The sequence below is a fragment of the Caldimonas tepidiphila genome (assembly GCF_003569765.1).
In the GTDB taxonomy this organism is placed as follows: domain Bacteria; phylum Pseudomonadota; class Gammaproteobacteria; order Burkholderiales; family Burkholderiaceae_C; genus Caldimonas; species Caldimonas tepidiphila.
Genome location: NZ_QXMG01000013.1, coordinates 64,751 through 78,516, shown reverse-complemented (window position 1 = coordinate 78,516; position 13,766 = coordinate 64,751). Strand labels below are relative to the sequence as shown.

Below are 13,766 nucleotides of genomic sequence, written 5' to 3'. Positions count from 1 at the left end.
GCAGGCGCGTCAAATGCCTAGAATGCTCTGCCGGGCCGCGCGCGGCCGCTCTCCCATTGCACAGGCATTTCCATGGTCCCTCATCTCATCACGGCACTCAACGGCCCCATCAACGAGTTGGAGCAGCGCATCCTCGAGTCGATGCCGGCGATCGAGCGTTGGTTCCGGCTGGAGTGGATGGAGCATACGCCGCCGTTCTACACCTCGGTGGACGTGCGCAACGCGGGCTTCAAGCTCGCGCCGGTGGACACCAACCTGTTCCCGGGCGGCTTCAACAACCTGACCGAGGAGATGCTGCCGCTGGCCGTGCAGGCGGCGATGGCGGCGATCGAGAAGATCTGTCCCGAGGCGAAGAACCTGCTGCTGATCCCGGAGCGGCACACCCGCAACAGCTTCTACCTTGCAAACGTGCAAAGGCTGGTGCAGATCTTCACGCAGGCCGGGCTCAACGTGCGCCTGGGCACGCTCGACGAGACCGTCACCGGGCCGAGCGACATCACGCTCGCCGACGGCTCGACGCTCACGCTCGAGCCGCTGCTGCGCACCAAGCGGCGGCTCGGCCTCAAGGACTTCGACCCCTGCACGATCCTGCTCAACAACGACCTGTCGGCGGGACTGCCGAAGGTGCTGGAGGACCTGCACGAGCAGTACCTGCTGCCGCCGTTGCATGCCGGCTGGGCGGTGCGGCGCAAGTCCAACCACTTCCAGGCCTACGAGGAGGTGGCCAAGAAGTTCGCCAAGCTGCTCGGCATGGACGCCTGGCTGATCAACCCGATGTTCACGCGCTGCGGCGAGATCGACTTCCACGAGGGCAACAACATCGAGGCGCTGCAGAGCCACGCCGACGCGCTGCTCGCGAAGATCCGGCGCAAGTACAAGGAGTACGGCATCCAGGAGAAGCCCTTCGTGATCGTCAAGGCCGACGCCGGCACCTACGGCATGGGCATCATGACGGTGCGCGACGCGAAGGACCTCGCCGAGCTCAACCGCAAGACGCGCAACAAGATGAGCGTCATCAAGGACGGCCAGGAGGTCTCGGAGGTCATCATCCAGGAGGGCGTGCCGACCTACGAGCGCGTCGAGGACAAGGTGGCCGAGCCCGTGGTCTACATGATCGACCGCTACGTGGTCGGCGGCTTCTACCGCGTGCACGGCGAGCGCGGCATCGACGAGAACCTGAACTCGCCCGGCGCGAGCTTCGTGCCGCTGGCCTTCGCCGAGCCGGCGCAGCTGCCGCAGCGCGGCGCCAAGCCGGGCGCGAGCGCGCCGAACCGCTTCTACATGTACGGCGTGATCGCGCGCCTGGCGATGCTCGCGGCGAGCTACGAGCTCGAGGCCACCGACCCGGACGCCGAGGTCTACGACTGAGTCGGCCCGCCCGCCGTCGCTCATGCGCGTCCTGCTGGCCGAAGACGAACATGCGCTGGGGCAGTGGCTGTCCCGCGCGCTCGAGCACGCGGGCTTCCGCGTCGACTGGGTCGACGACGGGCGGCTCGCCGAGCGCTCGCTGTCCGAGTACGACTACGACGCCCTGATCCTCGACCTCGGGCTGCCGGGGCAGGGCGGGCGCGAGCTGCTGCAACGCCTGCGCGCGCAGGACCGGCGCCTGCCGGTGCTGATCCTGACCGCGCGCGACTCGCTCGCCGAGCGCGTCGGCACGCTCAACGAGGGCGCCGACGACTTCCTCGCGAAACCCTTCGCGCTCGCCGAGCTCGAGGCGCGGCTGACCGCGCTGATCCGCCGCGCGCGCGGCGTCGAGCACCCGCGCTTCGCCTGCGGGCCGCTCGCCTTCGACACCGTCACGCGCCAGTTCACGCTGCACCAGGAGCCGCTGGCGCTGTCGCCGCGCGAGCAGGCGGTGCTGCGTGCGCTGATCCAGCGCAGCGGCGAGCCGCTGTCCAAGCAGCAGATCCTCGACCGCGTCTTCTCCGACGAGGACGACGTGCAGCCCGAGGCGATCGAGGTGCTGGTGCACCGGCTCAGGAAGCGCCTGGAGGACAAGGGCGTGCGCATCGTCACCTTCCGCGGGCTGGGCTATGCGCTGGAGGCGGCCTGAGCGCGGCGGCGCGGCGAGCCTGCGACGCACGCTGCTGCTGCTGCTGATCCCCACCGTCGCGCTCGTCACCGTGGCCGAGCTGTGGATGACGCAGCGCCAGGCGCTGGCCGCGGCCAACGCCGCCTACGACCGCTCGCTGCTCGGCGCGATCCGCTCGATCGACGCCAACGTCTCCACCGCCACCGGCGGCCTGTCGGTCGAGCTGCCCTACCGGCTGTTCGAGTTCTTCCAGCTCACCGCCGACGGCCGGGTGTTCTTCCGCGTCGCCACCGCCGACCGCCTGGTCGAGGTGGGCAACGCCGACCTGCCGCTGCCGCCGCGGCCCCTCGAGCTCGAGCAGCCGGTCTTCTACGACACCGTCTACTTCGGCGAGCCGCTGCGAGTGGGCGCCTACCTGCGCGAGCTCGACCGGCCGCTGACGCGCAGCGAGGCCGAGCACCTGGTGATCCAGGTGGCCGAGACCACCGAGTCGCGCGCCCGGTTCACGCGCGAGTTCGTGCTGCGCGCGGCGCTGCGCGACGCGCTGCTGCTGGCGATGATGGCGCTGGCGGTGGCGGCGGTCGTCGCGCTGGCGCTGCGGCCGGTGTCGCGGCTCGCGGCGCAGGTGCGCGAGCGCGCGGCGAGCGACCTGACGCCGCTGGCCGCGGGCGACCTGCCGGCCGAGATCGAGCCGCTGGTCGCGGCGGTGAACCAGCAGATGGCGCGCAGCCAGCAGCTCGCGGGGCAGCAGCGCCAGTTCCTCGACGACGCCTCGCACCAGCTGCGCACGCCGCTGGCGACGCTGCGCACGCAGGTGGACTACGCGCTGCGCGAAGCGGACCCCGAGGCGCGGCGCCAGACGCTCGAGGCGGTGTCGCAGCAGATCGACCACGCGATCCGCGCCACCAACCAGCTGCTGGCGCTGGCGCGCAGCGACACCGCCGCGGTGCGCGTCGAGCCCTTCGAGCTCGGCGCGCTGCTGCGCGAGGTGGCGGTCGACCTGCTGCCGCGCGCGCGCGCGCGGCGCATCGACCTCGGCATCGACGAGCCGCCGCGGCCGCTGCCGGTCGAGGGCGACCGCGGGCTGCTGCGCGAGGCGCTTGCCAACCTCGTCGACAACGCGATCCGCTACGTGCCCGAGGGCGGCGTCGTGACGCTGTCGGCCGCCGCCGACGCGCTCGGCGCCAGTGCGACGGTCGAGGACGACGGCCCGGGCGTGCCCGACGAGGAGAGGGACCTGCTCGGGCAGCGCTTCGTGCGCGGCCGCGGCAGCGTCGCCGGCGGCTCGGGGCTCGGCCTCGCGATCGCGCGCTCGATCGCCGAGCGCCACGGCGGCGTGCTGCGCCTGGAGCGCGCGTCGGACGCCGGCGGCCTGCGCGCGGCGCTGTGGTGGCCGCGGCGCGGCGATGCCGCGAACGGGTCATTGAAAGCCGACTGAAAGCGGCGGTTTCCTACAGTCGCGCCACCCCAAAGCCTGATGGGGTCGCACCGGCGCGACTTGCCGGCACGCCACTCATTCGATCTGGAGACGCTCCATGAAGAAATTCCTCCCGGCCTTCGCCGGCGCCCTCGGCCTGCTCGCCGCACTGCCCGCCGCCGCCAACCCGCTGCACAAGACCGAATGCATCGCGCCGGCCAAGCCCGGCGGCGGGTTCGACCTGACCTGCAAGCTCGCGAACTCGATGCTGCAGGACGCCAAGCTGATCCAGGACCCGATGCGCACCACCTTCATGCCCGGCGGCATCGGCGCGGTGGCCTACAACTCGATCGTGGCGCAGCGCCCGGGCGAGCCGAACGTGATCGTCGCCTTCTCCGGCGGCTCGCTGCTGAACCTCGCGCAGGGCAAGTTCGGCCGCTACAACGAGAACGACGTGCGCTGGGTCGCCGCGATCGGCGCCGACTACGGCGCGGTGCTGGTGAAGAAGGACTCGCCCTTCAACACGCTCAAGGACCTGGAGGCCGCGCTCAAGAAGGAGCCCAACAAGGTGATCTTCGGCGCCGGCGGCACCGTGGGCAGCCAGGACTGGATGAAGGCGGCGCTGACCGCGCGCGCCGCGGGCCTGGACTACAAGGGCATGCGCTTCGTCGCCTTCGAGGGCGGCGGCGAGGCGATGACGGCGCTGATGGGCGGCCACGTGCAGGTCTACGCGGGCGACGCCTCGGAGGCCGCACAGCAGATCGAGGCCGGCGCGCCGGTCAAGATCCTCGCGGTGATGTCCGACAAGCGCCTGCCGGGCAAGCTCGCGTCGGTGCCGACCGCCAAGGAGCAGGGCTACGACATCAACTGGCCCATCATCCGCGGCTTCTACGTCGGCCCCAAGGTCAGCGACGCCGACTACAAGACCTGGGTGGACGCCTTCAACAAGGCGATGGCCGCCCCCGGCTATGCGCAGCTGCGCGAGCAGCGCGGGCTCTTCCCCTACACGATGACCGGCGCCGAGCTCGACGCCTTCGTGAAGAGCTCGACGCAGAGCTACCGCAAGCTCGCCGAGCAGTTCAACCTGAACGTCACCAAGCAGCAGTAAGCGAGCGAACATGAGCGACCGACTGTTGGGCGCGGCCGGCCTGGCGCTGGCCGGCGCGATGGCCTGGATGGCCCGCGACTACGCGCCCCCCTTCTCGTACGAACCGGTGGGACCGCGCGCCGTCCCGCTGCTGCTGGCCGGCGGCATCGCGCTGTGCAGCCTGCACCTGCTGCTCAAGCGGGGCGCCGCCGCGGCGGCGCCGGCCGGGGCCGGGGAGGGCGGTCGCTTCGCCGGCCACTCCACCGTGCTCGCCTGCATCGGCGGTCTCTTCGTCTTCGCGCTGCTGTTCCAGTGGCTGGGCTTTCCGCTGGCCACCGCGCTGATGGCGCTGCCCGTGGGCCGCGTCTTCGGGGGCACCTGGAAGCAGAGCGCGCTGACCGGCGCGGGCCTGGGCGTGGGACTGTGGTTCATGTTTGACAAGCTGCTCGACGTGCTGCTGCCGCTGGGCCTGCTCGCGCCGCTCGGTCGCCTGCTGGGAGTCGCCTGATGTCCGTGCTCGACCACCTCGCCACCGGCTTCGGCGTCGCGCTGCAGCCGGTCAACCTGATGATCGCCGCCTTCGGCGCCTTCATCGGCACCGTCGTCGGCCTGCTGCCGGGCCTCGGGCCCATCAACGGCGTCGCGATCCTGCTGCCGCTCGCGTTCGCGCTGAAGCTGCCGCCGGAGACCGCGCTGATCCTGCTCGCCGCGGTCTACCTCGGCTGCGAGTACGGCGGGCGGATCTCCTCGATCCTGCTCAACGTGCCCGGCGACGCCGCGGCGATCATGACCGCCACCGACGGCTACCCGATGGCGCGCAAGGGCCTCGGCGGCGTGGCGCTGTCCATCTCCGCCTGGAGCTCCTTCGTCGGCGCGGTCATCGCGACCGTCGGCCTCGTGATCGCGGCGCCGCTGCTGGCGCGCTGGGCGCTGGCCTTCGGCCCGGCCGAGTACTTCGCGCTGATGGTCTTCGCCTTCGCCTGCCTCGCGGGTCTGATGGGCGACGCGCCGGTCAAGGCGGCGATGGCGGCGCTCATCGGCCTGTCGCTCTCGACTGTGGGCATCGACGCCAACTCCGGCGTCTACCGCTTCACGATGGACTCGATCCACCTCGCCGACGGCATCCAGTTCGTCGCGGTGGTGATCGGCCTGTTCTCGGTCAGCGAGATCCTGCTGATGCTGGAGCACCAGGCCAAGGGGCTCACGGTCATCAAGGCGACGGGGCGCAAGCTCTTCACCCTGAAGGAGATGGCGCACACCTGGTGGGGCACGGTGCGCTCCGGCGTCGTCGGCTTCTTCATCGGCGTGCTGCCCGGTGCGGGTGCCACCGTCGCCTCGGCGATCACCTACTCGATGGAGAAGCGCCTCAACGACAAGGACGGCACCTTCGGCCACGGCGACATCCGCGGCGTGACCGCGCCCGAGGCGGCCAACAACGCCTCGGCCACCGGCTCCTTCGTGCCGATGCTCACGCTGGGCGTGCCGGGCTCCGGCACCACCGCGGTGATGGTGGGCGCGCTCTCGCTCTACAACATCACGCCGGGGCCGGCGCTGTTCGAGCAGCAGCCGGGGCTGGTGTGGGGCCTGATCGCGTCGCTGTTCATCGGCAACGTGATGCTGCTGGTGATGAACATCCCGATGGTGGGCCTGTTCACGCGCATGCTGTCGGTGCCGAACTGGGCGCTGGTGCCGGGCATCATCGCGGTGAGCGCCGTGGGCGTGTACGCGGTGCACGCGACCACCTTCGACCTCGTGCTGATGACGGTGCTCGGCGTGGTGGGCTACCTGCTGCGCAAGGCCGGCATGCCGATGGCGCCGCTGATCCTCGGCTTCGTGCTCGGCGACATGATCGAGCAGAACCTGCGCCGCGCGCTGTCGATGACCAACGGCGACCCGGCCATCCTGTGGGAGAGCCCGATCTCGGTCGGCCTGTGGATCGGCGCGGTGCTGATGGTCGCGGTGCCGATCGCGCTGCGCGGCTGGCAGCGCCGCAAGGCCGCGGCGCTGCAGCCCGCCTGAGGCGCCCGGCGCACCTCCACTCCCGCAGGGGACGCCGCCGCGAGGCTGCGTCCCCTGCGCTTTTGCCACCGGCACTCGCCGCGAAGGAGCAAAATGCGCGGCTTGCAGGTTCCGCCGGCTCCGCCCGGCACCGTCCTCGTGACCCAATCCTCCTCGAACTCCAAGCTGGCCGCGCTGACGCTCGGCGCCCTCGGCGTCGTGTACGGCGACATCGGCACCAGCCCCCTCTACGCCCTCAAGGAAGTCTTCCACACCGGGCAGGTGCCGGTCTCGCCCGAGAACGTGCTCGGCGTGCTGTCGCTGATCTTCTGGACGATGACGATCATCGTCTCGCTGAAGTACGTGCTGCTGATCCTGCGCGCCGACAACAACGGCGAGGGCGGCCTGATCGCGATGCTGGCGCTGGCCACCACCGCGGTGAAGGACCGGCCGCGGCTGCGCCAGGTGCTGATGGTCGTCGGCATCTTCGGCACCGCCGTGTTCTACGGCGACGGCGTCATCACGCCTGCGATCTCGGTGCTCTCCGCGGTCGAGGGGCTGGAGGTCGTGGCGCCCTCGCTGCACGCCTACGTGATCCCGGTGACGCTCGTGGTGCTGACCGCGCTGTTCGCGGTGCAGCGCTTCGGCACCGGCGGCATCGGCCGCTTCTTCGGGCCGATCACGCTGCTGTGGTTCGCGGTGCTGATCGCGCTCGGCCTGCCGCACGTGCTCGCCAACCCCGAGGTGCTGCGCGCGCTCAACCCGCTCTACGCGGTTGGCTTCTTCGCCGAGCACCGGGGGCTCGCCTTCATCGCGCTCGGCGCGGTGGTGCTCGTCGTCACCGGCGGCGAGGCGCTCTACGCCGACATGGGCCACTTCGGCAAGACCCCGATCCGCCTCGCCTGGTACGGGCTGGTGATGCCGGCGCTGGTCATCAACTACTTCGGCCAGGGCGCGATGCTGCTGGACAACCCCGAGGCGATCGAGAACCCCTTCTACCGCATGGCGCCGGGCTGGGCACGGCTGCCGCTGGTGTTCCTCGCCACCGCCGCGACCGTGATCGCGTCGCAGGCGCTGATCTCGGCGGCCTTCTCGGTGACCAAGCAGGCGATCCAGCTCGGGCTGCTGCCGCGCATGCACATCAAGCACACCTCGGTGCGCGACACCGGCCAGATCTACGTGCCCTTCATCAACTGGGGGCTCTACGTCTTCATCGTGCTGGCGGTGGTGCTGTTCGGCTCGTCGACGGCGCTCGCCTCGGCCTACGGCATCGCGGTGACGCTGGACATGACGATCACCACCGTGATGACCTTCTTCGTGATCCGCTACGGCTGGAAATACCCGCTGTGGCTGTGCGTGGCCGCCACCGGCTTCTTCTTCGTCATCGACATCGCCTTCTTCGCGTCGAACCTGCTCAAGCTCTTCATCGGCGGCTGGTTCCCGCTGGTGATCGGCGCGGCGATGTTCACGCTGATGATCACCTGGAAGGAGGGGCGCTCGCTGCTGTCGGACAAGCTGCGCGAGGAGTCGATCGAGCTGCGCCTGTTCCTCGAGTCGGTGTTCATGTCGCCGCCGATGCGCGTGCCCGGCACCGCAGTGTTCCTGTCGGCCGAGGCGGGGGTGACGCCGAACGCGCTGCTGCACAACCTGAAGCACAACCGCGTGCTGCACGAGCGCAACCTGTTCGTCACGGTGCGCCACCACGAGGTGCCGTGGATCGGCTTCGACCGCCGCATCTCGATCGAGCCGCTCGGCCACGACTGCTGGCAGGTGACGCTGAACTTCGGCTTCAAGAACGACCCGGACGTACCGGAGGCACTGAAGCTGCTGCGCCAGCGCGGCATCGAGCTCGACGACATGCAGACTTCCTACTTCCTGTCGCGCGAGTCGATCGTGCCCAGCGTCGGTGGCGGCATGGCGTCGTGGCGCGAGAAGCTCTTCGCCGGCATGCACCGCAACGCCGAGGCGGCGGCAGACTACCTGGGGCTGCCCGCCAACCGCGTGGTCGAGCTCGGCTCGAAGGTCACGATCTGAGGGGGTCGATCGGGAGCCCGACCCGGGGACTGCACGGAATCCGACCCCGTGCAACACTTGCGCTCCCAGGAGACTGCCGATGAAACTGCTGTTCGTGGCCGACGCGCTGGCGTCGTTCAAGACCTACAAGGACACCACCTTCGCGATGATGCGCGAGGCCGCCGCACGCGGCCATGCGCTCTACGCCTGCGAGCCGCGCGACCTGCACTGGCAGCGCGGCGGCTGCGTCACGGCGCGCGCGCGAGGCATCGAGCTCACCGGCGACGCGCAGGACTGGTATCGCGCCGCGCCGGTCGCGCCGCTGGCGCTCAAGGACGCCGACGCGGTGCTGATGCGCAAGGACCCGCCCTTCGACAGCGAGTACTTCCACGCCACGCACCTGCTCGAGCAGGCCGAGCGCGAGGGCGCGCGCGTCTTCAACAAGCCGCGCGCGCTGCGCGACCACCCCGAGAAGCTCGCGATCCTGGAGTTCCCGCAGTTCATCGGCCCGACGCTGGTGACGCGCGAGCCGGCCGAGATCCGGCGTTTCCACGCCGAGCAGCGCGACATCATCCTCAAGCCGCTCGAGGGGATGGGCGGCATGGGCATCTTCCGCGTGCGCGAAGACGAACTGAACCTCGGCTCGATCATCGAGACGCTCAACGACCACGGCGCGCACACGGTGATGGCGCAGCGCTACCTGCCCGAGATCGTGCACGGCGACAAGCGCGTGCTGCTGATCGCCGGCGAACCGGTGCCCTATTCGCTGGCGCGCATCCCGCAGGGCAGCGAGGTGCGCGGCAACCTCGCCGCCGGCGGCAAGGGCGTCGCGCAGCCGCTGTCGGCGCGCGACCGCGAGATCGCCACCGCGCTCGGGCCGGTGCTCGCCGCGCGCGGCCTGCTGCTCGTCGGCCTCGACGTGATCGGCGACAGCCTCACCGAGATCAACGTCACCAGCCCCACCTGCTTCCAGGAAATCATGCAGCAGACCGGCTTCGACGTGGCCGGCATGTTCGTCGACGCGCTGGAGGCGGCCCTGCGCGCCGCCTGAACGTTCCGCCTCCCCCCGGCAGCGCCGGCACGCCGGTCGCTGCGCTCATGAGGGCCCTGTCAGGGCCCTCTCCATCTTCCGCATCCCCGAAGGAGACCCCCCGATGAAAACCAAAGCCGCCGTCGCATGGCAAGCCGGCCAGCCGCTGACGATCGAGGAAGTGACGCTCGACGGCCCGCGCGAGGGCGAGGTGCTGGTCGAGATCAAGGCCACCGGCATCTGCCACACCGACTACTACACGCTGTCGGGCGCCGACCCCGAGGGCATCTTCCCGGCCATCCTCGGCCACGAGGGCGCGGGCGTGGTGGTGGACGTCGGCCCGGGCGTGACGATGCTCAAGCCCGGCGACCACGTGATCCCGCTCTACACGCCCGAGTGCCGCCAGTGCAAGTTCTGCCTGTCGCGCAAGACCAACCTCTGCCAGGCGATCCGCGCCACGCAGGGCAAGGGCCTGATGCCCGACGGCACCAGCCGCTTCTCGCTCGACGGCAAGCCCCTGTTCCACTACATGGGCACCTCGACCTTCTCGAACCACATCGTGGCACCCGCGATCGCGCTGGCCAAGATCCGCGAGGACGCGCCCTTCGACAAGGTCTGCTACATCGGCTGCGGCGTGACCACCGGCGTCGGGGCCGTGATCTTCACCGCGAAGGTGGAGGCGGGCGCGAACGTCGTCGTGTTCGGCCTCGGCGGCATCGGGCTGAACGTGATCCAGGGCGCGAAGATGGTGGGCGCCGACAAGATCATCGGCATCGACCTCAACCCGGCGCGCGAGGCGATGGCGCGCAAGTTCGGCATGACGCACTTCATCAACCCGAAGGACGTGGACAACGTCGTCGACGCCATCGTGCAGCTCACCGACGGCGGCGCCGACTACAGCTTCGAGTGCATCGGCAACACCACGACGATGCGCCAGGCGCTCGAGTGCTGCCACAAGGGCTGGGGCCAGAGCATCATCATCGGCGTGGCCGAGGCCGGCGCCGAGATCAGCACCCGCCCGTTCCAGCTCGTCACCGGGCGCGAGTGGAAGGGCTCGGCCTTCGGCGGTGCGCGCGGCCGCACCGACGTGCCGAAGATCGTCGACTGGTACATGGACGGCAAGCTCAACATCGACGACCTGATCACGCACACGCTGCGCCTCGACCAGATCAACGAGGGCTTCGATCTGATGAAGCGCGGCGAGTCGATCCGCTCGGTGGTGGTGTACTGACACCCCTGCACGTGGCCCGCGGCCGGGCGTGCAACTTGCACGGTGGGTTTCGGCCCGCCGCGCATGCTTCGACAACTCCCCGGCGTCGGGCCGGAACCGGCCTTACGAAACTGCAAACCTCGCGAGTTTCTTCAGCATGTCCACCCTCGAACTGCTCAGCGAGCACGCCTGCTTCGGCGGCGTGCAGCGCTTCTACCGCCACGACTCGGCCCAGATCGGGCTGCCGATGCGCTTCGGCCTCTACCTGCCGCCGCAGGCGCTGACGCCGCGCGCGGCCAAGCCGGTGCCGCTGCTGGTCTACCTCGCGGGCCTGACCTGCAACGAGGAGACCTTCGCGATCAAGGCCGGCGCGCAGCGCGTCGCGGCGCGCTACGGCGTCGCGCTGCTGACGCCCGACACCAGTCCGCGCGGCGCCAACATTCCCGGCGAGGCCGAGTCCTGGGACTTCGGCGTTGGCGCCGGCTTCTACCTCGACGCGGTGCAGGCGCCGTGGAGCCGGCACTGGCGCATGGAGAGCTACATCGTCAAGGAGCTGCTCGCGCTGGTCGCCGAGCAGCTGCCGGTGGACCGGGCGCGCGCCGGCATCTTCGGCCACTCGATGGGCGGGCACGGGGCACTGACGCTGGCGCTGCGCCACCCGGGCGTGTTCCGCTCGGTGTCGGCCTTCGCGCCGATCGCGGCCCCCCTGCGCTGTCCCTGGGGCCAGAAGGCCTTCAGCGGCTACCTGGGGCCCGAGCGCGAGCGCTGGCGCGGCCACGACGCGAGCGAGCTGATGACGACGCACCGCCAGCCGCCCTACCCGAACGGCATCCTGATCGACCAGGGCCTGGCGGACAAGTTCCTGCTCGAGCAGCTCTACCCGGAGGCCTTCGAGGGCGCCTGCGGCGCGGTCGACCAGCCGCTGATGTTGCGCCGCCACGCCGGCTACGACCACGGCTACTACTTCATCCAGACCTTCGTCGAAGACCACATCGCGCATCACGTCGAGCGCCTGTAGCGGGGGCGGAGGGCCGGCGTCGCGGACAATCGCGCCATGGCTGTCCTCTCCCTCTCCAATGCGTCGCTCGCCTTCGGCCACGTCGCGCTGCTCGACCACGCCGCCTTCTCCCTCGAAGAAGGCGAACGCCTCGGCCTGATCGGCCGCAACGGCACCGGCAAGTCCTCGCTGCTGAAGATCGTCGCCGGGCTCGAGAAGCCCGACGACGGGCTGCTGCAGCTCACCCAAGGGCTGCGCATCCGCTACGTGCCGCAGGAGCCGGTGTTCGACGCGCAGATGAGCGTGTTCGACGCGGTCAGCGAGGGCGTCGCCGAGGCGCGCGAGCTGCGCCGCCGGTACGAGGAGCACGCCGAGGGGGTCGACCTCGACGCGCTGCAGACGCGCATCGAGGCGCTCGACGCCTGGAACTGGGAGCAGCGCGTCGAGACCACGCTCGACCGGCTGCACATCGACGGCAGCCGCCGCGTCGGCGAGCTCTCGGGCGGCATGAAGAAGCGCGTCGCGCTCGCGCAGGCGCTCGTCGCCGTGCCCGACGTGCTGCTGCTCGACGAGCCGACCAACCACCTCGACCTCGACTCGATCGCCTGGCTCGAGGAGCTGCTGCGCGGCTTCAAGGGCTCGGTGATGCTGATCACGCACGACCGCGCCTTCCTCGACAACGTCGCCACCCGCATCATCGAGCTCGACCGCGGCCAGATCCGCAGCTATCCCGGCAACTTCAGCGCCTACGAGCGCATGAAGGAGGAGCAGCTCGCGGCCGAGGCGCTCGCCAACGCGCGCGCCGACAAGCTGCTCGCGCAGGAGGAGGTGTGGATCAGGAAGGGCGTCGAGGCGCGCCGCACGCGCAGCGTCAGCCGCATCGCGCGGCTGCAGACGCTGCGCGCCGAGCGCGCCGCGCGGCGCGAGTCGCTCGGCCAGGTGCGGCTGGAGGTCGACACCGGGGCGCAGAGTGGCAAGATCGTCGCCGAGCTGCAGAAGGTGAGCATCTCCTTCGGCGGCCGGCCGATCGTCAGCGACTTCAGCGCCACGATCCTGCGCGGCGACAAGGTCGGCCTGATCGGCCCGAACGGCGCCGGCAAGACCACGCTGCTGAAGCTGATCCTCGGCGAGCTGCAGCCCGACAGCGGCAGCGTGCGGCGCGGCACGCAGCTGCAGGTGGCCTACTTCGACCAGATGCGCGCCGGGCTGAACCTGGACGCGACGCTCGCCGACACGATCAGCCCGGGCAGCGAGTGGATCGAGATCGGCGGCGCGCGCAAGCACGTGATGAGCTACCTGAGCGACTTCCTGTTCTCGCCCGAGCGCGCCAATTCGCCGGTGCGGACGCTGTCGGGCGGCGAGCGCAACCGGCTGCTGCTGGCGCGCCTCTTCGCGCTGCCGGCCAACGTGCTGGTGCTTGACGAGCCGACCAACGACCTCGACATCGACACGCTCGAGCTGCTCGAGGAGCTGCTGGGCGGCTACAAGGGCACCGTCTTCCTCGTCAGCCACGACCGGCGCTTCCTCGACAACGTCGTCACCAGCACGATCGCGTGGGAGGGTGACCAGCGCGCGGGACAGTGGCGCGAGTACGAGGGCGGCTACGAGGACTGGAAGCTCCAGTCGCAGCGCAGTGCCGCTGCCTCTGCCGCCGCGCAGGCGCCGGCCGCCCCGGCGCCGAAGGCCGCCCCGGCCCCCGCGCCGGCGGCGAGCGCGCCCGCCGCGGCACCGGGCGCCGCGAAGCCGCGCAAGCTCAGCTACAAGGAGCAGCGCGAGCTCGACGCGCTGCCGGCGCGCATCGAGGCGCTGGAAGCGGAGCAGAAGCTGCTGGGCGAGCAGCTCGCCGACCCGGATCTCTACCGCCGGGAGCCGCAGCGCGTCGCCGCGCTGCAGGCGCGCTACGACGAGGTGGAGATGGAGTTGCTCGAGCTGCTGGAGCGCTGGACCGCGCTCGGCTGAGTCCCGGCAAGACGAAGGCG

General features: G+C 70.6%; 11 protein-coding genes. All 11 read left to right on the top strand.

Annotated elements, in window-relative coordinates:
• Positions 1–72: 72 nt before the first annotated feature.
• Positions 73–1,368 (top strand): glutamate--cysteine ligase, encoded by a 1,296-nt coding sequence (gshA, locus tag D3A59_RS11230; protein WP_119155018.1) that lies wholly within the window; start codon positions 73–75, stop codon positions 1,366–1,368.
• 22 nt (positions 1,369–1,390) lie between these two features.
• Entirely contained in the window at positions 1,391–2,056 is a 666-nt protein-coding gene (locus tag D3A59_RS11225) for a response regulator (protein ID WP_119155017.1), read from the top strand.
• Positions 2,037–3,473, top strand: coding sequence for a sensor histidine kinase (locus D3A59_RS11220; protein ID WP_119155016.1), 1,437 nt, complete (start codon positions 2,037–2,039; stop codon positions 3,471–3,473). Before D3A59_RS11225 ends, D3A59_RS11220 begins: the two co-directional genes overlap by 20 nt.
• Before the next feature lie 97 nt (positions 3,474–3,570).
• Positions 3,571–4,560, top strand: coding sequence for a Bug family tripartite tricarboxylate transporter substrate binding protein (locus D3A59_RS11215; protein ID WP_119155015.1), 990 nt, complete (start codon positions 3,571–3,573; stop codon positions 4,558–4,560).
• 10 nt (positions 4,561–4,570) lie between these two features.
• A complete protein-coding gene (locus tag D3A59_RS11210; RefSeq protein WP_119155014.1) occupies positions 4,571–5,047 on the top strand; it encodes a tripartite tricarboxylate transporter TctB family protein in 477 nt (158 codons plus the stop codon).
• Positions 5,047–6,558 carry a tripartite tricarboxylate transporter permease gene (locus D3A59_RS11205; RefSeq protein WP_119155013.1) on the top strand — a complete coding sequence of 504 codons (1,512 nt, stop codon included), beginning with the start codon at positions 5,047–5,049 and terminating at the stop codon, positions 6,556–6,558. Before D3A59_RS11210 ends, D3A59_RS11205 begins: the two co-directional genes overlap by 1 nt.
• A 93-nt stretch (positions 6,559–6,651) precedes the next feature.
• Complete coding sequence (locus D3A59_RS11200) at positions 6,652–8,571, top strand: potassium transporter Kup (RefSeq protein WP_119155012.1); 1,920 nt, start codon at positions 6,652–6,654, stop codon at positions 8,569–8,571.
• Positions 8,572–8,650: 79 nt separating this feature from the next.
• On the top strand, positions 8,651–9,601 hold the full coding sequence (gene gshB / locus D3A59_RS11195) for a glutathione synthase (protein WP_119155011.1): 951 nt from the start codon (positions 8,651–8,653) through the stop codon (positions 9,599–9,601).
• A gap of 103 nt (positions 9,602–9,704) precedes the next feature.
• Positions 9,705–10,811, top strand: coding sequence for an S-(hydroxymethyl)glutathione dehydrogenase/class III alcohol dehydrogenase (locus D3A59_RS11190; protein ID WP_119155010.1), 1,107 nt, complete (start codon positions 9,705–9,707; stop codon positions 10,809–10,811).
• Between the two features lie 136 nt (positions 10,812–10,947).
• Positions 10,948–11,808, top strand: a complete 861-nt coding sequence (gene fghA / locus D3A59_RS11185; protein WP_119155009.1) for an S-formylglutathione hydrolase — start codon at positions 10,948–10,950, stop codon at positions 11,806–11,808.
• Positions 11,809–11,844: 36 nt separating this feature from the next.
• Positions 11,845–13,746, top strand: coding sequence for an ABC-F family ATP-binding cassette domain-containing protein (locus D3A59_RS11180; protein WP_119155008.1), 1,902 nt, complete (start codon positions 11,845–11,847; stop codon positions 13,744–13,746).
• Positions 13,747–13,766 lie beyond the last annotated feature (20 nt).